The 20,181-nt window shown below is 72.0% G+C and carries 19 protein-coding genes; 8 read left to right on the forward strand and 11 right to left on the reverse strand.

Annotated features, from left to right (window positions below; translation table 11 throughout):
- The first annotated feature begins 74 nt into the window (after positions 1 to 74).
- On the forward strand, positions 75 to 1,262 hold the full coding sequence (locus tag HCN51_RS10285) for an RtcB family protein (protein WP_168009044.1): 1,188 nt from the start codon (positions 75 to 77) through the stop codon (positions 1,260 to 1,262).
- A gap of 47 nt (positions 1,263 to 1,309) precedes the next feature.
- Here HCN51_RS10285 and HCN51_RS10290 read toward each other — a convergent pair whose 3' ends face one another.
- The 3 genes from HCN51_RS10290 to HCN51_RS10300 form a co-directional block, all read right to left on the reverse strand.
- The gene (locus HCN51_RS10290; protein WP_168009046.1) at positions 1,310 to 1,990 is read right to left on the reverse strand and encodes a hypothetical protein; all 681 of its coding nucleotides are present in this window, start codon (positions 1,988 to 1,990) and stop codon (positions 1,310 to 1,312) included.
- Positions 1,987 to 2,547, reverse strand: coding sequence for a sigma-70 family RNA polymerase sigma factor (locus tag HCN51_RS10295; RefSeq protein ID WP_168009048.1), 561 nt, complete (start codon positions 2,545 to 2,547; stop codon positions 1,987 to 1,989). Before HCN51_RS10295 ends, HCN51_RS10290 begins: the two co-directional genes overlap by 4 nt.
- A 78-nt stretch (positions 2,548 to 2,625) precedes the next feature.
- Positions 2,626 to 3,615 carry a substrate-binding domain-containing protein gene (locus tag HCN51_RS10300; protein ID WP_168009050.1) on the reverse strand — a complete coding sequence of 330 codons (990 nt, stop codon included), beginning with the start codon at positions 3,613 to 3,615 and terminating at the stop codon, positions 2,626 to 2,628.
- 313 nt (positions 3,616 to 3,928) lie between these two features.
- On the opposite strand from HCN51_RS10300, the gene HCN51_RS10305 reads away from it, so the two are divergent.
- The 4 genes from HCN51_RS10305 (at position 3,929) to HCN51_RS10320 (ending at position 7,837) form a co-directional block, all read left to right on the forward strand.
- Positions 3,929 to 5,632: a discoidin domain-containing protein gene (locus HCN51_RS10305; RefSeq protein ID WP_346433596.1), complete on the forward strand. Its 1,704-nt coding sequence runs from the start codon at positions 3,929 to 3,931 to the stop codon at positions 5,630 to 5,632.
- Positions 5,633 to 5,652: 20 nt separating this feature from the next.
- Complete coding sequence (locus HCN51_RS10310) at positions 5,653 to 6,489, forward strand: DUF1996 domain-containing protein (protein WP_080047494.1); 837 nt, start codon at positions 5,653 to 5,655, stop codon at positions 6,487 to 6,489.
- A gap of 63 nt (positions 6,490 to 6,552) precedes the next feature.
- A complete protein-coding gene (locus tag HCN51_RS10315) occupies positions 6,553 to 7,152 on the forward strand; it encodes a DUF305 domain-containing protein (RefSeq protein ID WP_168009054.1) in 600 nt (199 codons plus the stop codon).
- 10 nt (positions 7,153 to 7,162) lie between these two features.
- Positions 7,163 to 7,837: a phosphotransferase gene (locus HCN51_RS10320; RefSeq protein ID WP_168009056.1), complete on the forward strand. Its 675-nt coding sequence runs from the start codon at positions 7,163 to 7,165 to the stop codon at positions 7,835 to 7,837.
- A 9-nt stretch (positions 7,838 to 7,846) separates the two neighbouring features.
- Here the strand turns inward: HCN51_RS10320 and HCN51_RS10325 are convergent, their stop codons facing one another.
- Positions 7,847 to 8,653, reverse strand: coding sequence for an SDR family oxidoreductase (locus tag HCN51_RS10325; protein WP_168009058.1), 807 nt, complete (start codon positions 8,651 to 8,653; stop codon positions 7,847 to 7,849).
- Between the two features lie 56 nt (positions 8,654 to 8,709).
- Positions 8,710 to 9,204 carry a VOC family protein gene (locus HCN51_RS61230; RefSeq protein ID WP_206066787.1) on the reverse strand — a complete coding sequence of 165 codons (495 nt, stop codon included), beginning with the start codon at positions 9,202 to 9,204 and terminating at the stop codon, positions 8,710 to 8,712.
- Positions 9,205 to 9,262: 58 nt separating this feature from the next.
- On the opposite strand from HCN51_RS61230, the gene HCN51_RS10335 reads away from it, so the two are divergent.
- Positions 9,263 to 10,207, forward strand: coding sequence for a helix-turn-helix transcriptional regulator (locus tag HCN51_RS10335; RefSeq protein ID WP_168009060.1), 945 nt, complete (start codon positions 9,263 to 9,265; stop codon positions 10,205 to 10,207).
- 10 nt (positions 10,208 to 10,217) lie between these two features.
- Here the strand turns inward: HCN51_RS10335 and HCN51_RS10340 are convergent, their stop codons facing one another.
- Entirely contained in the window at positions 10,218 to 11,000 is a 783-nt protein-coding gene (locus HCN51_RS10340; protein WP_168009062.1) for an SDR family NAD(P)-dependent oxidoreductase, read from the reverse strand.
- A gap of 86 nt (positions 11,001 to 11,086) precedes the next feature.
- Here HCN51_RS10340 and HCN51_RS10345 point away from each other — a divergent pair, with 86 nt between their 5' ends.
- Positions 11,087 to 11,932 carry a helix-turn-helix transcriptional regulator gene (locus HCN51_RS10345; protein WP_168009064.1) on the forward strand — a complete coding sequence of 282 codons (846 nt, stop codon included), beginning with the start codon at positions 11,087 to 11,089 and terminating at the stop codon, positions 11,930 to 11,932.
- A 16-nt stretch (positions 11,933 to 11,948) separates the two neighbouring features.
- Here HCN51_RS10345 and HCN51_RS10350 read toward each other — a convergent pair whose 3' ends face one another.
- From HCN51_RS10350 to HCN51_RS10370, 5 genes are read right to left on the reverse strand one after another with little or no spacing between them, the layout of a single operon-like run.
- Positions 11,949 to 12,569, reverse strand: coding sequence for a phosphotransferase (locus tag HCN51_RS10350; RefSeq protein ID WP_168009066.1), 621 nt, complete (start codon positions 12,567 to 12,569; stop codon positions 11,949 to 11,951).
- Positions 12,566 to 13,297 (reverse strand): respiratory nitrate reductase subunit gamma, encoded by a 732-nt coding sequence (gene narI / locus HCN51_RS10355; RefSeq protein WP_168009068.1) that lies wholly within the window; start codon positions 13,295 to 13,297, stop codon positions 12,566 to 12,568. The genes HCN51_RS10350 and narI overlap by 4 nt, the downstream gene beginning before the upstream one ends.
- Complete coding sequence (narJ, locus tag HCN51_RS10360; protein ID WP_168009070.1) at positions 13,294 to 13,860, reverse strand: nitrate reductase molybdenum cofactor assembly chaperone; 567 nt, start codon at positions 13,858 to 13,860, stop codon at positions 13,294 to 13,296. Before narJ ends, narI begins: the two co-directional genes overlap by 4 nt.
- A gap of 40 nt (positions 13,861 to 13,900) precedes the next feature.
- The gene (narH, locus tag HCN51_RS10365; RefSeq protein WP_168009072.1) at positions 13,901 to 15,481 is read right to left on the reverse strand and encodes a nitrate reductase subunit beta; all 1,581 of its coding nucleotides are present in this window, start codon (positions 15,479 to 15,481) and stop codon (positions 13,901 to 13,903) included.
- A complete protein-coding gene (locus tag HCN51_RS10370) occupies positions 15,481 to 18,945 on the reverse strand; it encodes a nitrate reductase subunit alpha (protein ID WP_168009074.1) in 3,465 nt (1,154 codons plus the stop codon). The genes narH and HCN51_RS10370 overlap by 1 nt, the downstream gene beginning before the upstream one ends.
- 45 nt (positions 18,946 to 18,990) lie before the next feature.
- On the opposite strand from HCN51_RS10370, the gene HCN51_RS10375 reads away from it, so the two are divergent.
- On the forward strand, positions 18,991 to 20,154 hold the full coding sequence (locus HCN51_RS10375) for an MFS transporter (protein ID WP_168009076.1): 1,164 nt from the start codon (positions 18,991 to 18,993) through the stop codon (positions 20,152 to 20,154).
- Positions 20,155 to 20,181: the final 27 nt, after the last annotated feature.

Below are 20,181 nucleotides of genomic sequence, written 5' to 3' on the forward strand. Positions count from 1 at the left end.
TCGGTTGCCGTGGGTATGGGGATTCTGGCCAGATGGATCGCGTTCGGAGTGTGACCGGGAGGAGGCGATACGAGATGACGTACAACGAGGTGACCGGAACGCGGCGGCCGCTGCGGATGTGGGCGGAGCCCGAGACGGTCGAGCCGCAGGCGATGCAGCAGCTGCGCAACGTCGCGGACCTGGAGTGGGTGCACGGTGTCGCCGTCATGCCGGACGTGCACCACGGCAAGGGCGCGACGGTGGGCTCGGTCATCGCGATGCGCGACGCCGTCTCGCCCGCGGCCGTCGGCGTGGACATCGGGTGCGGCATGACCGCCGTCAAGACGTCGTACCAGGCGGCGCGGCTGCCCGACAACCTCGCGTACCTGCGCGGCCGGCTGGAGCAGGCCGTGCCGGTCGGGTTCGGCCACCACAAGCGGCCGGTCGACCCCGCCCAGGTGCAGGGGATGAAGGCGGCCGGGTGGGCGGAGTTCTGGAAGGGGTTCGACGAGCTGGCGCCGGCGGTGAAGGCGCGGCGCGAGCGGGCCGAGGTGCAGATGGGCACGCTCGGCGGCGGCAACCACTTCCTGGAGGTGTGCGCGGACGACGAGGGCTGGGTGTGGGTCGTCCTGCACTCCGGGTCGCGCAACATCGGCAAGGAGCTGGCGGAGCACCACATCGGGGTGGCGCGCGGGCTCTCGCACAACCAGGGGCTGGTGGACCGGGACCTGGCGGTGTTCCTCGGCGGCACGCCCGAGATGCACGCCTACCGGCGCGACCTGTTCTGGGCGCAGGACTACGCGCGGCGCAACCGGGCGCTGATGATGGGGCTGGTGTGCGACGTGCTGCGCCGGCACCTGCCTGACATCACGTTCGAGCAGCCGATCTCCTGCCACCACAACTACGTGGCCGAGGAGCGGTACGACGGGGTGGACGTGCTCGTCACCCGCAAGGGCGCGATCCGGGCCGGCGCCGGCGAGCTGGGCATCATCCCGGGCTCGATGGCCACCGGCACCTACATCGTCAAGGGCCTCGGCAACGCGGCGGCGTTCAACTCGGCCTCGCACGGGGCGGGGCGCCGGATGAGCCGGAACAAGGCCAAGAAGACCTTCACCGTCAAGGACCTGGAGGAGCAGACGGCGGGGGTGGAGTGCCGCAAGGACTCCGGGGTGCTGGATGAGATTCCGGGGGCGTACAAGGACCTGGAGTCGGTGATGGCGGCGCAGACGGACCTCGTGCAGGTGGTCGCGCACCTGCGGCAGCTCATCTGCATCAAGGGCTGAGGACGTCGCTCTTCCCGGCCGGCAGCGTGCCGGCCGGGAGGAGGCGGTCAGCTGCCGGCCGGCGGGTACGCCTCCGGGTGCTTCTTCGGGTCGGGCAGCTCGTCCCAGGACGGGTCGTCGATGATGCGGCAGGGGGCGACCGGGCCGGTGACGAGGTAGCCGCTGAACTGCCACAGGGCTCGGGGCTTCTCGGGGCCGGAGGTCTGGTCGGCGTTCTCGGTGAACTCCATGACGGCCGTCTGGCCCCGCTTGATGTGGTGCGGGTCGATCCGGACCTCCCCGCGGCCGATCTTGAGCGCCTTGGCGTTGGGGGAGTTGTCGATCGCGTCCTTGATGCGCTTCCTGACCGCCGGGTCCTTGCTCTGCAGCTCTTCCTTGGTGAACGAGGGGCCGCTGTCGCTCTCGCCGCGGCCGGGGGCGCAGCGGGTGCCGGGCTTGACGTAGGAGACGTCGGCGGTCACGCCGAGATCCTTGAGGTCCTGCTCCACCTGGGCGGGGTCCCTGAACTCGTTGATCTTCAGGGTGATGGTGCCGTCGGTGTTCTTCGTGACGGCGTAGGCGGGCGTCTCCGATCCGGTCAGAAGCGGCGCCGCCACGGCCGCCACCGCCGCGAGGCCTGCCAGCGCGGCCCCCGTGAACAGGCGCCGCCTGACCCGCCGGCGGCGGGCCTCGTTGCGGGCCACGATCTCGGCTCTGAGCTCCATCAGCACGTGCTCCTTGAAATTCATCGCGTTCCTCCCAAGACGAAAGCAGCCATCTCCGGCACGTCCCTGAGCGTGCGGCGGGCGCGGTGCAGCCTGGCCCTGGCGGCCCCCTGCCGGATGCCGAGGGCGGCGGCCGCCTCGCTCACCGTGAGCTGGTCGATGACGACCAGCTCGAGCATCGCGCGATCACCGTCGGGTAATCCGGTCATGGCCTTGAGGGCCCGCCTGGCCAGGCTTTCCGCGTCGATCCTGGCTTCGAGCTCGGCGAGGTCGTCGGAGTCGAGCGGTCTGCGCCCGCCCACCTTCCCCGCCAGCCTCGTCTCCTTGAACGCCCGTCGCCGCTCGGCCGAGAGGGTGTTGCGGGCCACGCCGTACAGCCACGCGAGCTCGCTGCCGCGTCCCGGCCGGTAGGTGTGGGCGGAGTCGAGCACCGCGAGGAAGACCTCCGCCACCAGGTCGGCGACCGTGTGGGGGTCGGGGACGCGGCGGGCGAGGAACGAGGTGATCGCATCGACATGGCGCCGGTAGAACGCTTCGAAAGCGTCCGGGTCCGTAGCGATGTCCGCCTGTCTGCGACGCACCGGCCGTGCTCCTTTCGTCGATTACACCCCTTCTTGGTCATCGGCCGTCGCGACGTTATGCGGAAATTTCGGGTTATCTCATGCGGACTCGCGGACGACGAGCTCGGCCGGGAGGAGCACGGGCTCGCCCGACCCGCCCTCGAACAGCCCCAGCAGCAGGTCCACGGTGGCGGTGGCCCAGTCGGTCATCGGGCTGTGGACGGTGGTCAGGGCCGGGGCGGTGTAGCGGGCGGCCTCGATGTCGTCGAAGCCCACCACCGCCACGTCGTCCGGCACCCGGCGGCCCGCCTCGCGCAGGGTGCGCAGGGCGCCGATGGCCATGAGGTCGTTGGCGGCGAAGACGGCGTCGAGGGCGGGGTCGTCCTGGAGGAGCTGGCGCATGGCGTCGGCGCCGGAGACGCGGGTGAAGTCGCCGATCGCGACGATCGAGCGGTGGCCGGTCTCGCGCATGACGTCCGTGTAGCCGGAGAGGCGCTCCTGGGAGGCGATCATGTCGAGCGGGCCCGTGATCGTGGCCACCCGGCGCCTGCCCTGGCGGAGGAGGTGGCGGACGGCGAGGTCGGCGCCGCCCGGGTTGTCGTTGTCCACGTACGGGACGGCCGGGTTCGTGCGGCCCAGGGAGACGATGGGCAGGCCCCTGCGGGCCAGCGTGGCGGGCAGCGAGTCGGTCCCGTGCATGGAGACGAGCATGACGCCGTCCACGTGACCGGCGGCGACGTACTGGGCGACGCGGGCGCGGCTGTCTTCCGAGCCGGCCAGCATGAGCACGACCTGCTTGCCGGCCGCCTCCAGCTTCCTGCTGGCCTGGCGGACGACGGCCGAGAACATGGGGTCGTCGGAGACCAGGCCCTTGGGCGGGTCGGAGACGACGAGGGCGACGGCGTTCGTGCGTCGGGTGGCGAGGTTGCGGGCGGCGGCGTGGGGGACGTAGCCGAGCTCCCTGACGGCGCGCAGCACGACCTCGCGGATGGACGGGGCGACGGTGGGGGCGCCGTTGATGACCCGGGAGACGCTGGACTTGGAGACGCCGGCCCGGGCGGCCACGGCTTCCAGGGTGGGCCGGTCCACTTTCCTCCTCAGGGGTGAGAGAGCGCTTCCCCATGAGGGTGAAGTGCGCGGGCGACAGCAGTCAAGGTGCGCCGGTTACGGAATGTTTCTCGGGCCGGGGTGGGCTCGCGGGGCGTGACGGCGGAAGGTCGGGGGATATGCGCTGGTGACAGCGGTCGGAGCGGCGCCGGGGAGTGCTTGAGAGAGCGCTCTCTCAGGCGTCTGAGAGGTTTCCGGAGAGTTAACCCGAGCCTTGACAGGGATGAGGGGCGCGAGCACTCTCCTTTTCAGGGAGCGCTCCCTCGAACCTTCCCCCCAGTTTGACGGAGACGTTGTGACTCCATCGCTCTTACGCCGGCTCGCGGCACTGGCCGCCCTCGTGATCCCCCTGTCCCTGCTCGCCGTGCCGCCCGCCTCCGCCGCCGACCCCCTGCTGTCCCAAGGGCGGCCCGCCACCGCCTCCTCCACCGAGAGCGCCGCCGCCTTCCCCGCCTCCGCCGCCGTGGACGGCGACGCCGGGACCCGCTGGTCCAGCGCGTTCTCCGACCCGCAGTGGATCCAGGTGGACCTCGGCGCGACCGCGGCCATCAGCCAGGTCGAGCTGAGCTGGGAGGCCGCCTACGCCACCGCCTTCCAGATCCAGGTGTCCACCGACGGCGCCTCCTGGAGCACCGTCCACTCCACCACGAGCGGCACCGGAGGGAACCAGGCGCTGTCCGTCTCCGGCAGCGGTCGCTACGTCCGCGTCCTCGGCACCCAGCGCGCCACCCCATGGGGGTACAGCCTCTGGGAGTTCAAGGTGTACGGCACGGGCGGCCCCGGCGGCGGCGAGCGGCTGCTGTCGTACGACAAGCCCGGCGTCGCCTCCAGCTCCCAGCACGACGCGAACTGCTGGGAGTGCACCCCCGCCAGGGCCTTCGACCTCGACCCCGCCAGCCGGTGGGCCACCGCCGCGTGGTCCGACCCCGGCTGGATCTACGTGGACCTCGGCGCGACCGCCCAGGTCAGCAAGGTGATCCTGCAGTGGGACCCGGCCTACGCGAGATCGTTCCAGCTCCAGACCTCGCCCGACGCGGCCACCTGGACCACGATCTACAGCACGACCAGCGGCACCGGCTTCAAGCAGACGCTGAACGTCAGCGGCACCGGCCGCTACGTCCGCATGTACGGCACCCAGCGCGCCGGCGCCTATGGCTACAGCCTGTGGGAGTTCCAGGTGTACGGCACCGGCGGCAACCCCATCACCCCGCCGGCCCCGCCCCAGGACCCCGCCGACCCGCCCGCGCTGGTGTGGAGCGACGAGTTCAACGGCGCCGCCGGCACCAAACCCGACCCCGCCAAGTGGCGCGCCGACCCCGGCACCGGCCCCAACAACGAGCTGGAGTACTACACCGACCACGACAACGCCTCCATGGACGGCCAGGGCCACCTCGTCATGGAGGCCCGCAAGCAGGCCACCCCCGGCTCCGCCTGCCCGCCCGACCCGCTCACCGGCAGCACCACCTGCCAGTACACCTCCGCGAGGATGCACACCGGCACCAAGTTCCACTTCACGTACGGCCGCGTCGAAGCGCGGATCAAGGTGCCGAGGGGGAACGGGTTCTGGCCCGCGTTCTGGATGATGGGGGCCGACTTCCTGACCGGGCGGCCGTGGCCGTACAACGGCGAGATCGACATCATGGAGGTCCTCGGCAAGGACGTGAAGACGTCCTACTCCACCGTGCACGCGCCCGCCTACAACGGGGGCGGCGGCATCGGGTCGCCGTACACGCTGCCGAACGGCGCCGACTACTCCGACGACTTCCACGTCTGGGCCGCCGACTGGGACAGCAAGGGCATCGTCTACTCCCTCGACGGGCGGACGGTGTTCACGATCAGCAAGGACCAGGTGGAGCAGACGCGCGGCCCCTGGATCTTCGACCACCCCTTCTACCTCATCCTCAACCTCGCGGTGGGCGGCGACTGGCCGGGCCCGCCGAACGCCGCCACCCCGTTCCCGTCCCGGATGCTCGTCGACTACGTGCGGGTCTACCGGTGACCCGCGTCAAGGGAGCCGCCATGCGGATCACAGCCCTGTTGTCCCTGCTCCTCGGCCTGCTCGTCGTCGCCGCCCCGCGGCCGGCCACGGCCGAGCCCGTACGGGTGGCGGAGTTCCTCGCCGACTGCCCGTTCAGCCACCGCCTGCCCGACGACCCCATCGTCTTCCCCGGGCTGCCCGGCGCCTCGCACATGCACAGCTTCTTCGGCAGCCGCGTCACCAACGCCCACACCCAGCTCAACGACCTGCTGAACGGCGCCACGACCTGCAACCCGGCCGTGGACAAGTCGTCGTACTGGGTGCCGACCCTCTACCGCGACGGCGTCCCCGTGGAGCCGGCCATCGTCACGTTCTACTACCTCGGCGAAGGCGTGCGGGACGACGTCATCGCCCGGATCCAGCCGCTCCCGCCCGGCCTGCGGATCGTGGCCGGCAACGCCAAGGCGACCGGGCCCGACGACTCGACGATCTCCCGGTGGTCGTGCCTGCACGCCGGGCACGTGGGGGCGTCCAAGGACTTCGTCACCTGCCCGTCCGGCACCATGCTGGAGTCGTACCTGGACTTCCCGCAGTGCTGGAACGGGCGCGACCTCGACTCCGCCGACCACAAGAGCCACATGGCCTACCCGGTGGCGGGGGCGTGCCCGAGCACGCATCCCGTGCCGGTGCCGAAGCTGCGGCAGGTGATCCGGTACCCGGTGAGCGGGGATCCGTCGCACTTCCGGCTGGCGTCGGGAGGCGGGTTCACGATGCACGGCGACTTCTTCAACGCCTGGCCGGCGGCCGAGATGGAGCGGCGGGTGCGTGACTGCATCCGGCCGATCATCAAGTGCGGTGCGGACGGGCGTCCCTCGTAGGTGGTTCCACGACGTTCCGGGCGGGGGCGTCACGCGCCCCCGCCCGGACGTGAGGAGGAGGTGGTGGTGCTCGTGCTGCGCTGGTTGCTGGGCCTGTCTCTGCTGGTCGCCGCGCTGGCGGGCTGCTCCGCTGAGGGACGGGGCGTCGCTCACGGAGGTGTCGTGACGTCCACGGGGGCGCCGGGGGACAACCCGACGTCCACGGGGGTGCCGATCTTCAACCCGACCGACGTTGCGTGGCTGCAGCTCACCGACGCCCTGCACGCGCGGGCCGAGCCGCTGCTGGAGCTCGCCGCCGGCCGGGCGGCCGGCCGGTCGTTGCGCGCGCTCGCCGTACGGCTCGGGAAGGCACGCGAGGCGGGACGCGAACGGCTCCGGACCCTGCTGGGCAAGGCCGGAGCCGGCGGGGACAACCCGCACGTGGCGCACGACATGCCGGGCATGCCCACGGCGGCGGACCTGCGGGCACTCGAAGGGCTGCGCGAACGGGCCTTCGACCGGCGGACCGGCGAGCTGCTGCGGGCGTACCTGGAGCAGCTCGTGCTGATCGCGAACGGGGAGCGCGCGTCGGGCGGCGCGGCCGAGGCGCGGGAGCTGGCGGCGGACATGGTGCGGGAGCACACCGCCGAGCTCGCCGAGCTGGATCGGGCGGTCGCCGCGTAGGTTGAGTGGCATGGAGATCGGGGAGCTGGTCGGCGCGGGGCGCAGCGCCGACGTGTACGCGATGGGCGACGGGCGGGTGCTGCGCCGCTACCGGGTCGACATCGACGCCAGGCGCGAGCTGGAGATCATGGCGTACGTGGCCGCGCACGGATATCCGGTGCCGGTGGTCTACCCGGGCGAGAGCAGCGCCACCGACCTGGTGATGGGCCGGTTGTCCGGGCCGACGCTGCTGCACGCTCTGCTGAGCGGGCAGGCCGGGGCCGAGGAGGCGGGCCGGATCCTGACCGGGCTGCTCCTGCGGCTGCACGAGATCCCGGCCCGGGTGTCGCGCGACCCCCGCGATCGGATCGTGCACCTCGACCTGCATCCGGACAACGTGATGCTGACGCCGGACGGGCCCGTCGTGATCGACTGGTGCAACGCCCGGGAGGGCCGGCCCGAGCTGGACCGCGCGCTGTCGGCGCTGATCGTCGCGCAGGTGGCCGTGGACGGGCGGAACGCGTGGGCCCAGGTGGCGCGGGACATCGTCGCCGCGCTGGTCGGGGAGCTGGGCGAGCACCTGGACCCGGGTGCCCCGCTCGACGCCGCCAGGGCCCGCCGCGCCGCCGACCGCGGCCTCACCTCGTACGAGGTGAGCCTGCTGGACGACGCGGTGACCCTGATCAGGCACCTGCACGCCACGTGAGCTGAGGAGTCAGCGCCAGGCGCCGGCGGCGGCGGCCTGCGCGGCGAAGGTCTCGAACGACTTCGGGGCGCGGCCGGTCACGTCGCTCACCGTGTCGGAGATCGGCTGGTCGCCGAGCGCGCGCAGGGCGCCGAACGCCTTGGCCGCGTGGATCGACTCGCCGGAGAACCCGTTGGCCGCGATGTAGTCTTCGTCGCCGCCCAGGTAACGCACCTCGCGGCCGATCGCCCGGCCGATGATCTCGACGGCCTCGCCGAACGCCAGCGAGCCCGGCCCCGTGATCTCGTAGGTGCGGCCGGCGTGCCCGTCTTCGGTGAGGGCCGTGACGGCGACGGCGGCGATGTCGTCGGCGTCGACGAACGCCTGCCGCACGTCGCCCAGCGGGATCAGCACCTCACCCGCCATGATCGCCGGCCGGAAGAAGCCCTCGTCGAAGTTCTGGTTGAACCAGCTCGGCCGCAGGATCGTCCACGCGGCCCCGCTCTCGCGCACCGTGCGCTCGGCCGCGAGCAGGCGCTCGTCGCCCATGGCCTCGATGGCGCCGCTCGACAGCAGCACGACGCGCTCGACGCCGCGCTTGACGGCCAGCGCCACGAACTCGGGATCGACGCCCACGCCGTCGGGCGCCATCAGGTAGAGAGCCGACGCGCCGGAGACGGCCGGCTCCCACGTGGCGGGGTCGGACCAGTCGAAGGTGACCTGGCCGCTCCTGGAAGCGCCCCGCACGGCATGGCCGGCGGCGCGCAGCTGCTCCGCGACGCGGCGGCCGGTGGAGCCGGTGGCACCGAGAACGAGGATCATCACGTCGTCAGTCATGCCCCCAGCCAAGCAAAGGCCACCGACAGAACGCGTCAACGGGCGGCAGCGCGGCTTCAGAAGATGCGGGCGCTCTGCACGTACTCCATGGCCTTGACGAACTCCGGGTCGTTCATGCGGCGGCCCAGCTCCTCCTCCGAGACATCCTCGACGCGGGCCTGGATCCACCACAGGTTGCCGAACGGGTCGCGGACCCGGCCCACCCGGTCGCCCCAGTACAGGTGCGTGACCTCGGTGATCGAGGTGCCGCCCGCCTCGACGGCGCGGCGGTGGGTGGCGTCGGCGTCGGGGACGTACAGGCGCAGGAACGCCGGGGTGGCGGGCCAGCCGGGCGCCGCGTCGAAGAGCATCACGATCGCGTCTCCGATCCGCACCTCGGCGTGCCCGATGCGGCCCTCGTCGTCGGTGACGCGGCCGAGCTCGACGGCGTCGAACGCGGCTTCGAGGTAGCGGATGACGCCGGCCGTGTCGGCGTTGATGATCCACGGCGTGACGGTGGTGTATCCCTCGGGGATCGACATGGTGTCCTCCAGCAGCGGTCGGTGTGTCACCGACGTTAGGCGGCATGTAGGACGAGATCTGTCCCACTTGTCGGGCATTCTGGAATCCATGAGCGAATCCCGCCTCCTGGCCCTGCTGTCGCTGCTCCAGACGCCGCGCGAGTGGCCGGGCAGCGAGCTGGCGCAGCGGCTGGGCGTCACCCGCCGCACCATCAGGCGCGACGTCGAGCGGCTGCGCGACCTCGGCTACCCGGTCGAGGCCACCATGGGGGCGGCGGGCGGGTACCGGCTGGTCGCGGGCGCGGCCATGCCGCCGCTGCTGCTCGACGACGAGGAGGCGGTGGCCATCACCGTCGGCCTGTCCACCGCCGCCCGGCATCCGGTGCAGGGCATCGAGGAGGCGTCGGTGCGGGCGCTGGCCAAGCTGGAGCAGGTCCTGCCCGCCCGGCTGCGCCACCGGGTCAGGTCGCTGGGCGGTGCCACCGTGCCGATGCCCGCGCTCGACGGGCCGCAGGTCGATCCGGGGCGGCTCACGGCGCTGGCGGTGGCCGTGGCGGGCAAGGAGCGGGTGCGGTTCGCGTACCGGACGAACGACGGCACCACGGGCCGGCGGCTGGTCGACCCGCACCGGCTGGTGGCGGCCGGGCGGCGCTGGTACCTGCTGGGCCACGACCTCGACCGGGACGACTGGCGGATCTTCCGCATCGACCGGATCGACGAGTTGCACCCCACGGGGGCGAGGATCACGCCGCGCGAGCCGCCGGCCGGGGACGCCGCCGCCTACGTGGCGGAGAAGCTGTACTCGTCGGCGCCCACGTACGAGGCCGTCGTCACGGTGCGCGCCCCGGTGACGGAGCCGCTCAAGGCGCTGGGGGAGGTCACCCCGCTCGGCGGGGGCGCGTGCCGCCTGCGCATGCACGCCGACACCCTCGACTGGCTGGCGTTCCGGCTGGCGGCGCTGGGCTGCGAGTTCGAGGTGCACGAGCCGGCCGAGCTGGTCGACCACCTGCGCCGGCTGGCCACCCGCCTGACCCGTGCCGCCGACGGGGCCTGAGGGGAGGCCGTCAGGCGCCGGCGCCGCCGTCCACGGGGACGATCGCGCCGGTCACCATCGAGGCGCGGTCGCTGAGCAGCCACGCCGCCACCTCCGCGACCTCGCGCGGCTCGGCCATCCGGCCCAGGGGGATGGCGGTCTCGATGCGGGCGAGCACGCCGGGCGTCGCCGCCTCCCACTCCTCGATCATCCGCGTGTCGGTGCCGCCGGGGGTGATGCCGTTCACCCGGATGCCGTCGCGGGCCCAGCTCACCGCGGCGGTCTCGGTGATGCTGTTGAGCGCGCGCTTCATGGCGCCGTACGCGGGCAGGGCGACGTTCGCGCGGCGGCTGCCGATGCTCGACGTGTTCACGATGGCGCCGCCGCCGCTGCGCCGCATGAGCGCGGCCTCGGCGTTCATGGCGGTCCAGTGGGCGCGGAAGTTGACCGCGAACTGCCGGTCGATGTCCTCCTCGCTGGTGGTGTCGAGCGGGCCGGGCCGCTGGATGGCCGCGCCGTTGTTGAAGGCGCCGTCGAGCCGCCCGTGCAGCTTCTCGACGTGGCCGACGGCCTCGCGGATGCTCGCCCCGTCGGCGAGGTCGAGGGCGACGGCGTCGGCGGTGCCGCCGGCGGCGCGGATGTCGGTGACGATGCGCTGGAGCGCGTCGGTGGAGCGGGAGGCGAGCACGACGGCGGCGCCCTCGGCGGCGAAGAGCCGGGCCGCGGCCTCGCCGATGCCGCGGCTGGCGCCGGTGATGAAGACGACCTTGCCGGTGAGCAGGCCGATGGGTGCGAGCTGAGTGGTGTTCGTCATGCCGCCAGCATCACGGGGGTCGCCGGGGCGGATGCAGGCACAAGCTGTACCAGGATGCGCCGCCGCGCGGCGTGCAGACTGGGGGTATGGACAAGCAGGAGCTCGGGGCGTTCCTCCGCAGCCGCAGGGAGCGGCTCATGCCGCAGGACGTCGGGCTGCCCACGGGCCCGCGCCGCCGCACGCCGGGGCTGCGCCGCGAAGAGGTGGCGGTGCTCGCGCACATCTCGACGGAGTACTACGTGCGGCTGGAGCAGGGCCGGGCGCCGCGGCCGTCGGCCGAGGTGCTGGCCGGGATCGCCGCCGCGCTGCGGCTCACCGACGCCGAGTCCGACCACCTGCACGTCCTCGCGGGCACCGCGCCGAGCCGCACCGGGCTGCACCGGCGCGACGTGCGGCCGAGCATCCTCGCGCTCCTGGAGCGGCTGCCGCAGACGGCGGCCATCGTGATGTCGGCCGGGTTCGAGGTGCTGGCGTGGAACCCGCTCGCGGCGGCCCTCATGGAGGACTTCGCCGAGCTCACCCCCGAGGAGCGCAACCTCGCCCGCCGCGCCTTCCTCCCCCCGCCGGACGGCGGCAGGGTGCTGTACGGCGTCTCCGACGTCGCCGAGTTCCGGCACCACGTCGTCACGAAGCTGCGCTCGGTCGTCGCCCGCTACCCGTCGGACCCGGCGATCACCGGGCTCGTGGACGATCTGCGCGCCGGCAGCCCCGACTTCGCCCGGCTGTGGGAGCGGCACGACGTCCAGGCCGCGCCGACGCTGACGAAGACGTTCAGGCATCCGGTCGTCGGCGAGATCACCGTCGCCTGCGACGCGCTGGAGCTGACCGACAGCGACCAGCATCTCGTGCTCTACAGCGCGCCGCCGGGCTCGCCCGCGGCCGAGGCCCTGGCCCTGCTGGGCGTCCTCGGCACCGAGTACGCCAAGGGCTGACCCCCGGACGGGGCGCTCACTCCGTCCAGGCGGACGTGGTGTCGAGGCGTTCGCGCCACAGCTTCTCGCCGCCCCCGCCGGGCTCCCAGCGGGCGCAGAAGTCGAGCAGACCGCGGCAGCGCTCGATCATCGCCGCGTGGCGGTCGGCCCAGGACGGGACGGCCTCGCCGTAGGCGGTGAAGAAGTGCGGCAGCAGCGCCACGTGCTCGGGGTGGTGGCTGCGCACGATCCACTCCACCCAGGCCAGATCCTCCACCGGCCGCCCCGGGTGGGCCCACTCCCAGTCGAGGATCGCGGTGGTCTCGAACGTGTCGGGGTGGAACAGCATGTTCTGGGGGCCGTAGTCGCCGTGCACGATGCCGAGCCGGTGGATGCGGGCCAGCATGCGCCCGCACTCGGTGAACACCTCCACCGCCCGGCCCTCGTCGAGGAGGTCCTGGCCGTGGGAGCCGTCGACGAAGCGGGTGGTCAGGCTCGTGGAGGTGACCTGGTGGACCCGGGGGACCGGCAGGCGGCCGCGCAGGCGCCGCAGGTATCTGCTCTCCGTGCTGAGCCTGAACGCCGCTTCGGGCCCCTCGTAGCACTTCACGACCAGGGCGCCGTCGCCGAAGGTGCTGTTGGTGTACCCGTGCTTCACAAGGGACGATTCTGTCGCATCCGCACCCCTGCCGGGCGCCGCGGCACGCCATCCGCGCGGCTCCGATACACGATGTAAGGACGGAACAAATACCCCAACGGGGCGGAAAGCGCGTGCACCAAGCGGCTGAACGGGAAAAGTACGAACAGCGCCATCCCGATCAGCGTGTGCACCTTGTAAAGACCGCTCGCGTGCCCCATCGCCTCCGCGTCCGGACGCAGCAGGAAGACGCTCCGGAACCAGGGCGCGACCGTCGTCCGGTAGCTCACCTCGCTGGGCACGAACCCCGCCACCGTCGTCACCACGCCGGCCACGATCGAGGCCGCGAGCACCACGTACATCACCTTGTCGTTGACCGTCGTCGCCAGGAACACCGGCCCGTTCGTGCGGCGGCGGTAGACCAGCAGGACCAGCGCCACCAGCGTCGCCACCCCCGCCAGGCCGCCCCAGATGAGGGCGTTGGCGTGGTACGCCTCGTTCGACAGGCCGATCGCGTCCGTCCACGACAGGGGGATGAGCAGGCCGGTCACGTGGCCGACGATCACGAACAGCAGCCCGTAGTGGAACAGCGGGCTGGCCACGCGCAGCAGCGGGCTCTCGTAGAGCTGCGAGGAGCGGGTCGTCCAGCCGAACTTGTCGTAGCGGTAACGCCAGATCAGCCCGCCTGCGAAGATCACCAGCGTGACGTAGGGCGCGACGACCCACAACATGCTCTCCGCCCAGCTCACCGGTACCCGCCCACGCTCTCGGCCGGCGGCCCCCCGGCGGCCAGGCGGGCCGCCTTCGCCGCGTCGGCGGCGGTGATCGGCGGCAGCGCGGCGCACACCGTGCCGATCACGTGCCGGTACGGCGATTCGCGCTCGTACAGGGCGATCCGCAGCAGCTCCAGCCCGGCCCGGTGCTCCTCCAGCAACGCGGCACCCGAGGGGTCGCACGCGGCGAACTCCAGCATGACCGGCAGGAAGTCGGGCAACTCGTCGTCCATCAGCTCCCAGCCGGCCGCCCGGTAGCGCTGCTTGAGCGCGGCCAGCGACTCGCCGCGGCGGCGGGTGTCGCCGTCGGTGTAGTAGGTCAGATAGAGGCAGCAGCGCCGGTGCAGGTCGAACGTGTCCACGTAGTGCGCGGCCAGCTCGCCCGCGCCCATGCTTTCGGCCAGCGTGAGGAACGTCGTGAAGTGCGGCTCGGCGGCCTGCCTGATCAGGGGGAGGCGGCGCCAGAAACGTTCGTCGGGGTAGGCGAGCAGGTGGGCGGCGGCCTGCCAGATCACCGGCAGGGTGGCGGGCCTGGTCATGGGCGCCTCCGACGCGGCGCCCGCCGCCTCCTCGCGTGGGTCATGGGTGCCTCCGTTTGGGCGGGAAGAGGCCGGCCGGGGTGCCGCGGCCGTCCCAGTTGAGCAGGTTCACCCGGTCGTGGGTGACCTCGCCGCTCGTCTGCCGCTCCTTGAGGCCGTGGAAGCTCTCGATCGCGACCGGCACCGGCCGCCCCGACGCCTCGCCGAACGGCTGCTGCATGCCGGGCCCGCCGTCGTAGTCGAGGCTGCAGCCGCCCTCCTCGACGACGCCGGGCACGTTGCCGTACGCCGTCGGGATCACGTAGCGGTCCTCGTACCTGGCCAGGGCGAGCAGCCGGTACAGGGCGTCCAGCTCCGGGTCCTCCGGCGGCCGCTCGCCGAGGTTGACGGCCCGCATGTACGACCGCATCTCCGCCAGCCGGCGCAACGCGAACGTCACCGGCGCCGGGTCCCCGGCCGTGAACAGCTCGGCCAGGTAGCCGACGGGGATGCGCAGCGACTCGATGGCGGCGAACAGGTTGCCCGCGTCCTCGCCGTCGTGCCCGGTGGTGGACAGGGCGTCCACGACGGGGGAGAGCGGCGGCACGTACCAGACCATCGGCAGCGTGCGGTACTCCGGATGCAGGGGGAGCGCCACCCGATGCCGCTTGATCAGGTCGTAGACGGGCGACCTGCGGGCCGCCTCCAGCCAGTCGGCCGGCAGCCCGGCCGACTCGGCCTCCGGGCTGTGCGGGTCGATGAACAGGTCGAGCTGCGCCTCGTACAGGTCGTGCTCGTCCGGCACGGAGGCCGCCTCCGTGACCCGGTCGGCGTCGTACAGCAGCACGCCCAGGTAGCGCAGGCGGCCCACGCACGTCTCGGAGCAGACCGTCGGCAGGCCCACCTCCACCCGCGGGTAGCAGAACGTGCACTTCTCGGCCTTGCCGGTCTTGTGGTTGAAGTACACCTTCTTGTACGGGCAGCCGGTCACGCACATGCGCCAGCCCCTGCACCGGTCCTGGTCCACGAGCACGATGCCGTCCTCGGCCCGCTTGTAGAGGGCGCCGGACGGGCAGGAGGCCACGCACGACGGGTTGAGGCAGTGCTCACAGATGCGCGGCAGGTAGAACATGTACGCCTGCTCGAACGCCTGCGTGACCTGGTCCGACACCTTGCGCAGCACCGGGTCGGGGCTCGGGTCGCCGCCGAGGTTGTCGTCCCAGTTGGCGCTCCAGCCGATCTTCACCGGCTCGCCGCTGATCAGCGACCTGGGCGGCGCGACGGGCACGTCATCGGACAGGGGAGCGTCGGTCAGGTTCTCGTAGTCGTAGGTCCAGGGCTCGTAGTAGTCCTGGATGGAGGGCATGAGCGGGTTGGCGAAGATGGTCAGCAGCTTGCGCAGCCGGCCGCCCGCGCGCGGCTTGAGCCCCGTGCGGGTCAGCTTCCAGCCGCCGCGCCAGCGCTCCTGGTCCTCGTAGCGCCGGGGGTAGCCCTGGCCGGGGCGGGTCTCGACGTTGTTGAACCAGACGTACTCGACTCCCGGCCGGTTCGTCCACGTCTGCTTGCAGGTGACCGAGCAGGTGTGGCAGCCGATGCACTTGTCCAGGTTCATCACCATGGCGATCTGGGCCATCGGTCGCATCAGTACCGCACCTCCTGTGACCGGCGCCGGATGGCGGTGATCTCGTCGCGCTGGTTGCCGGTGGGGCCGAGGTAGTTGAAGCCGTACGAGAGCTGGGCGTGGCCCCCGATCAGGTGCGTGGGCTTGATGAGCACCCTGGTCAGGGCGTTGTGGATGCCGCCGCGGCGGCCCGTCGCCTCCGACTTCGGCACGTCGATCAGGCGGTCCTGGGCGTGGTACATGTACACGGTGCCCTTCGGCATGCGGTGGGAGACGATGGCCCGGGCGACCACGACGCCGTTGCGGTTGACCGCCTCCACCCAGTCGTTGTCGGCGATGCCGAGGTCGGTGGCGTCCTCGACGGAGATCCAGATCGTGGGGCCGCCGCGCGAGAGCGAGAGCATCAGCAGGTTGTCCTGATACTCCGAGTGGATCGACCACTTGCTGTGCGGGGTGAGGTAACGCAGGGTGCCGCTCTCGCCGTACAACGCGGCCAGGTCCAGCGGTGGGCGGTAGATCGGCAGCGCCTCGCCGTACTCGCGCATCCAGTCGTGGTCGAGGAAGAAGTGCATGCGGCCGGTCAGCGTGTGCCAGGGCTTGCCGTGCTCGACGTTGATCGTGAACGGCGAGTAGCGGCGGTGGTGCGACTCCTTGCCCGACCACTCGGGGCTGGCCGCGACGTGCACCGGCCTGGCCTGCGTGTCGCCGAAGACGATGCGGTGGTCCTCGTGGGCGATGCCGTCGAAGCTCGCGCCTGTCCGCTCGGCGAGCTGGCGGAAGCCCTGCGCGGCCAGCCTGCCGTTGCTCACGCCCGACAGGGCGAGGATCGTCTCGCACGCCTTGGCCGCGGTGTCCAGCTCCGGCCTGCCCTTGGCGACGCCGCGCGGCACCAGGCCGCAGCGCTGGCCCAGCCAGGTGACCTCCTCGTCGGGCAGGAACGTCACGCCCTTGACCGGGATGCCCAGCTTCTCCGTCAAGGGCCCGAGCGCGGCCAGTTTCTCGGCCGTGGCGCCGTAGTCGCGCTCCACCACCTTGAGGCCGAAGCCGGTGCGGCCGCCCAGCTCGGTGGGCGTGTCGTGCTGGTGCGCCACCGCCACGACGTCCCTGCGGACGCCGAGATGGTTCTTCGCGAGGTCGCTGAACGTGCGGGCGATGGCGTGGAAGGCGGCGAAGTCCGTCCTCGTCTCCCAGGGCGGGTTGATGGCCGGGTTGAAGGCGTGCACGAACGGGTGCATGTCGGTGGAGTTGAGGTCGTACTTCTCGTACCAGGTGGCGGCGGGCAGCACGACGTCGGAGAAGACCGTGGAGCTGGTCATCCTGAAGTCGAGGGTGACCAGCAGGTCGAGCTTGCCCTTCGGGGCGGCGGGGTCGGGGCTCTCCAGGTTCGACTGCGCGCCGAGGAGGTGGTGCAGGAAGTACTCGTTGCCCTTGGCGGAGGAGCCCAGGAGGTTCGAGCGCCAGAGGGTGAGGACGCGGGGCCAGTTGCGCGGGTCGTCCGGGTCGTCCGCGGCGAGCCTGAGCCGGCCCGCCGCCAGCTCGGCCCGCGTGTGGGCGACCGGATCCTCCGCGTCGCCCAGGTCGAGCGGGTTGCGGTCGAAGGCCGGGGCCATCGGCATCCAGCCGTTGCGCACCGACTCCGCCACCAGGTCCGCCGGGTGCCGGCCGCGGAAGTCGCCCCTGGCCAGCGGGCTGGCCAGCTCCGCGGCGTCGAAGTGGTCGTAGCGCCACTGGTCGGTGTGCAGGTACCAGAACACGGTGCCCGGTACCTGCCGGGGCGGCCTGGCCCAGTCGAGGGCGCCCGCCATGAGCTGCCAGCCGGCCAGCGGGCGGCACTTCTCCTGGCCCACGTAGTGCGCCCAGCCGCCGCCGTTGCGGCCCTGGCAGCCCGTCAGGAGCAGCAGTGACAGGAACGCGCGGTAGATCGTGTCGCCGTGGAACCACTGGGTGGTGCCCGCACCCATGATGATCATGCAGCGGCCCCGGGTCTCCTCCGCCGTCCTGGCGAACTCCCTGGCGATCTTGACGACCCTGTCGGCCGGGACGCCCGTGATCGGCTCCTGCCAGGCGGGCGTGCACGGCTCGGCGGGGTCGTCGTAGGCGCTGCCCACGCCGTACTGGGCCAGCAGCAGGTCGTAGACGGTGGTGACCGTGCGGCCGGCCACCTGGCGGGTCGGGACGCTCCTGGCCACGGACCCGCCGCCGTCGAAGCGGGGCAGCAGGACCCGCGCCTCCTCGCCGCCGCGCAGGGTGAGCTTCGGGGACGTGTCCAGGTTGAGGTTCCAGCGGCCCACCCCGGAGTCCGTCCAGCGGAACCCGGCCGAGCCGTTCGGCACCACAGGCTCGCCGGCCTCCGACAGCAGCACCGTCTTCCACCCGGCCGCCTCCTCCTGCGAGCCGAGGTCCTGCGCGGTCAGGAACCTGCCCGGCACGTACGCCTCGCCGCGCCGCTCCAGCGTGACGAGGAACGGCAGGTCCGTGAACCGCTTGACGTAGTCCGTGAAGTACGGCGTCTCGCGCTCGGCGAAGAACTCGCGCAGGATCACGTGCCCCATCGCCATGGCCAGCGCCCCGTCGGTGCCCGGCCGCACCGACAGGAACTCGTCGGCGAACTTCGCCGCGTCGTTGTAGTCCGGCGAGACCACCACGACCTTCTGGCCCCGGTAACGCGCCTCGGCCATCCAGTGGGCGTCGGGGGTGCGCGTGACCGGCACGTTCGAGCCCCACATCATCAGGTACGCCGCGTCCCACCAGTCCGCCGACTCCGGCACGTCGGTCTGGTCGCCGAACACCTGGGGGGAGGCCACCGGCAGGTCGGCGTACCAGTCGTAGAAGGAGAGCATCGCGCCGCCGATCAGCGACACGAAGCGGGCGCCGGTGGCGTGGGAGACCATCGACATGGCGGGGATGGGGGAGAAGCCGGCGACCCGGTCGGGGCCGTAGGTCTTGATGGTGTGGACGTGGGCGGCGGCGATCATCTCGGTCGCCAGCTCCCAGGAGACCCGGACGAGCCCGCCCCTTCCCCTGGCTTGCTGGTATTTTTCCCGCTTCTCCGGATTTGTCGTGACATCGGCCCAGGCGGCCACCGGATCACCCAGGCGCTGCTTCGCCTCGGCGTACATCTCGACCAGGACGCCCCTCGCGTACGGATACCTGACCCGGGTCGGCGAGTAGGTGTACCAGGAGAAGGCGGCGCCGCGCGGGCAGCCGCGCGGCTCGTACTCCGGCCGGTCGGGGCCGACGCTCGGATAGTCGGTCTCCTGCGTCTCCCACGTGATGATGCCGTCCTTGACGTACACCTTCCACGAGCACGAGCCCGTGCAGTTCACGCCGTGCGTGGACCTGACCACCTTGTCGTGGCTCCACCGGTCGCGGTAGAAGGCGTCGCCCTCGGTGCCGCCCTTCAGGAAGAGGGTGCGCAGGTCACCGCTGGTGGTGGACCGGCGCAGGAAGCGGCCGGTCTTCAGCAGGATCTCCTCGGCGGTCATACCCCCACTTCATCACAGATGGTGACCCTCTGTTACACAGGGTGTATGTCTGAGCTTCGTAAAGGTCAGGTGCGGAACTTGGCTCTGGCCACCGCGGCGTTCGCGGTGACGTTCTGGGCGTGGAACCTCATCGGGCCCCTGTCCGGGAGCTACAGCAGGATGCTGCACCTGTCGCCGACGCAGACCTCGCTGCTGGTCGCGATCCCCGTGCTGGTCGGCTCGCTCGGCCGGATCCCGATCGGCGTGCTGGCCGACCGGCTCGGCGGGCGGCGCATGTTCGCGATCATCTGCTTCGTCTCGATCGTGCCGGTCCTGTTCGTCGGCTGGTCCGGCTCGTACGGCTGGCTGCTGTTCTGGGGGTTCCTGCTCGGCATCCCCGGCACGTCGTTCGCCATCGGCATCCCGTTCGTCAACGCCTGGTACGACCCCGAGCGCCGCGGGTTCGCCACCGGCGTGTTCGGGGCGGGCATGGGCGGCACGGCGCTGTCGGCGTTCTTCACCCCGCGCCTCGTCGAGGAGCTCGGCCGGGACGGGGCGCACCTGCTCATCGCGGCCGTGCTCGCGCTGATGGGCGTCGTCATGCTGGGCGGCAGCCGCGACTCGCCCCGCTGGTCGCCCGCCACCGGCTCCGCGCTGCCCCGCATGCGGGAGGCGCTGAAGATCAGGGCCACCTGGCAGTGCGCGTTCCTGTACGCGGTCGCCTTCGGCGGGTTCGTGGCGTTCTCCACCTACCTGCCGACCCTGCTGCAGAGCGTCTACCACTTCGCCCAGACCGACGCCGGGCTGCGCACCGCCGGGTTCTCGATCGCGGCCGTGCTGTCCAGGCCGCTCGGCGGGACCGTCGCCGACCGGATCGGGCCCGTCAAGGTGCTGGCCGTCTCGTTCGCCGGGACCGCGGTGATGGCGCTCGTGCTGGCGCTGAAACCGCCCGCCGAGGTGCCCGCCGGGCTCAGCTTCGTGCTCATGGCGTTCTTCCTCGGGCTGGGCACCGGCGGCGTGTTCGCGTTGGTGGCCCAGGTCGTGGAGGCGTCCAGGGTCGGGACCGTGACCGGGCTCGTCGGCGCCGCCGGAGGGCTCGGCGGCTACTTCCCGCCGCTCGTCATGGGCGTCGTGTACGCCGCCACGGGTGCGTACACCGTCGGCTACGTCCTGCTGGCCGTCACGGCGGCGGTGGCCCTGGTCCACACCCTGCGGGCGTTCGCGCGGTGACGAAAATGGTTTGCCGGGTGCGGGGGT

The sequence above is a fragment of the Nonomuraea composti genome (genome assembly GCF_012034275.1).
GTDB classification, from domain to species: domain Bacteria; phylum Actinomycetota; class Actinomycetes; order Streptosporangiales; family Streptosporangiaceae; genus Nonomuraea; species Nonomuraea composti.

Coding starts and splice junctions, on each gene's coding strand:
- HCN51_RS10285 (WP_168009044.1), top strand. CDS start 75: ATGACGTACAACGAGGTGACCGGAACGCGGCGGCCGCTGCGGATGTGG.
- HCN51_RS10290 (WP_168009046.1), bottom strand. CDS start 1,990: ATGAATTTCAAGGAGCACGTGCTGATGGAGCTCAGAGCCGAGATCGTG.
- HCN51_RS10310 (WP_080047494.1), top strand. CDS start 5,653: ATGCGGATCACAGCCCTGTTGTCCCTGCTCCTCGGCCTGCTCGTCGTC.
- HCN51_RS10320 (WP_168009056.1), top strand. CDS start 7,163: ATGGAGATCGGGGAGCTGGTCGGCGCGGGGCGCAGCGCCGACGTGTAC.
- HCN51_RS10325 (WP_168009058.1), bottom strand. CDS start 8,653: ATGACTGACGACGTGATGATCCTCGTTCTCGGTGCCACCGGCTCCACC.
- HCN51_RS10335 (WP_168009060.1), top strand. CDS start 9,263: ATGAGCGAATCCCGCCTCCTGGCCCTGCTGTCGCTGCTCCAGACGCCG.
- HCN51_RS10340 (WP_168009062.1), bottom strand. CDS start 11,000: ATGACGAACACCACTCAGCTCGCACCCATCGGCCTGCTCACCGGCAAG.
- HCN51_RS10345 (WP_168009064.1), top strand. CDS start 11,087: ATGGACAAGCAGGAGCTCGGGGCGTTCCTCCGCAGCCGCAGGGAGCGG.
- narJ (WP_168009070.1), bottom strand. CDS start 13,860: ATGACCAGGCCCGCCACCCTGCCGGTGATCTGGCAGGCCGCCGCCCAC.
- narH (WP_168009072.1), bottom strand. CDS start 15,481: ATGCGACCGATGGCCCAGATCGCCATGGTGATGAACCTGGACAAGTGC.
- HCN51_RS10370 (WP_168009074.1), bottom strand. CDS start 18,945: ATGACCGCCGAGGAGATCCTGCTGAAGACCGGCCGCTTCCTGCGCCGG.
- HCN51_RS10375 (WP_168009076.1), top strand. CDS start 18,991: ATGTCTGAGCTTCGTAAAGGTCAGGTGCGGAACTTGGCTCTGGCCACC.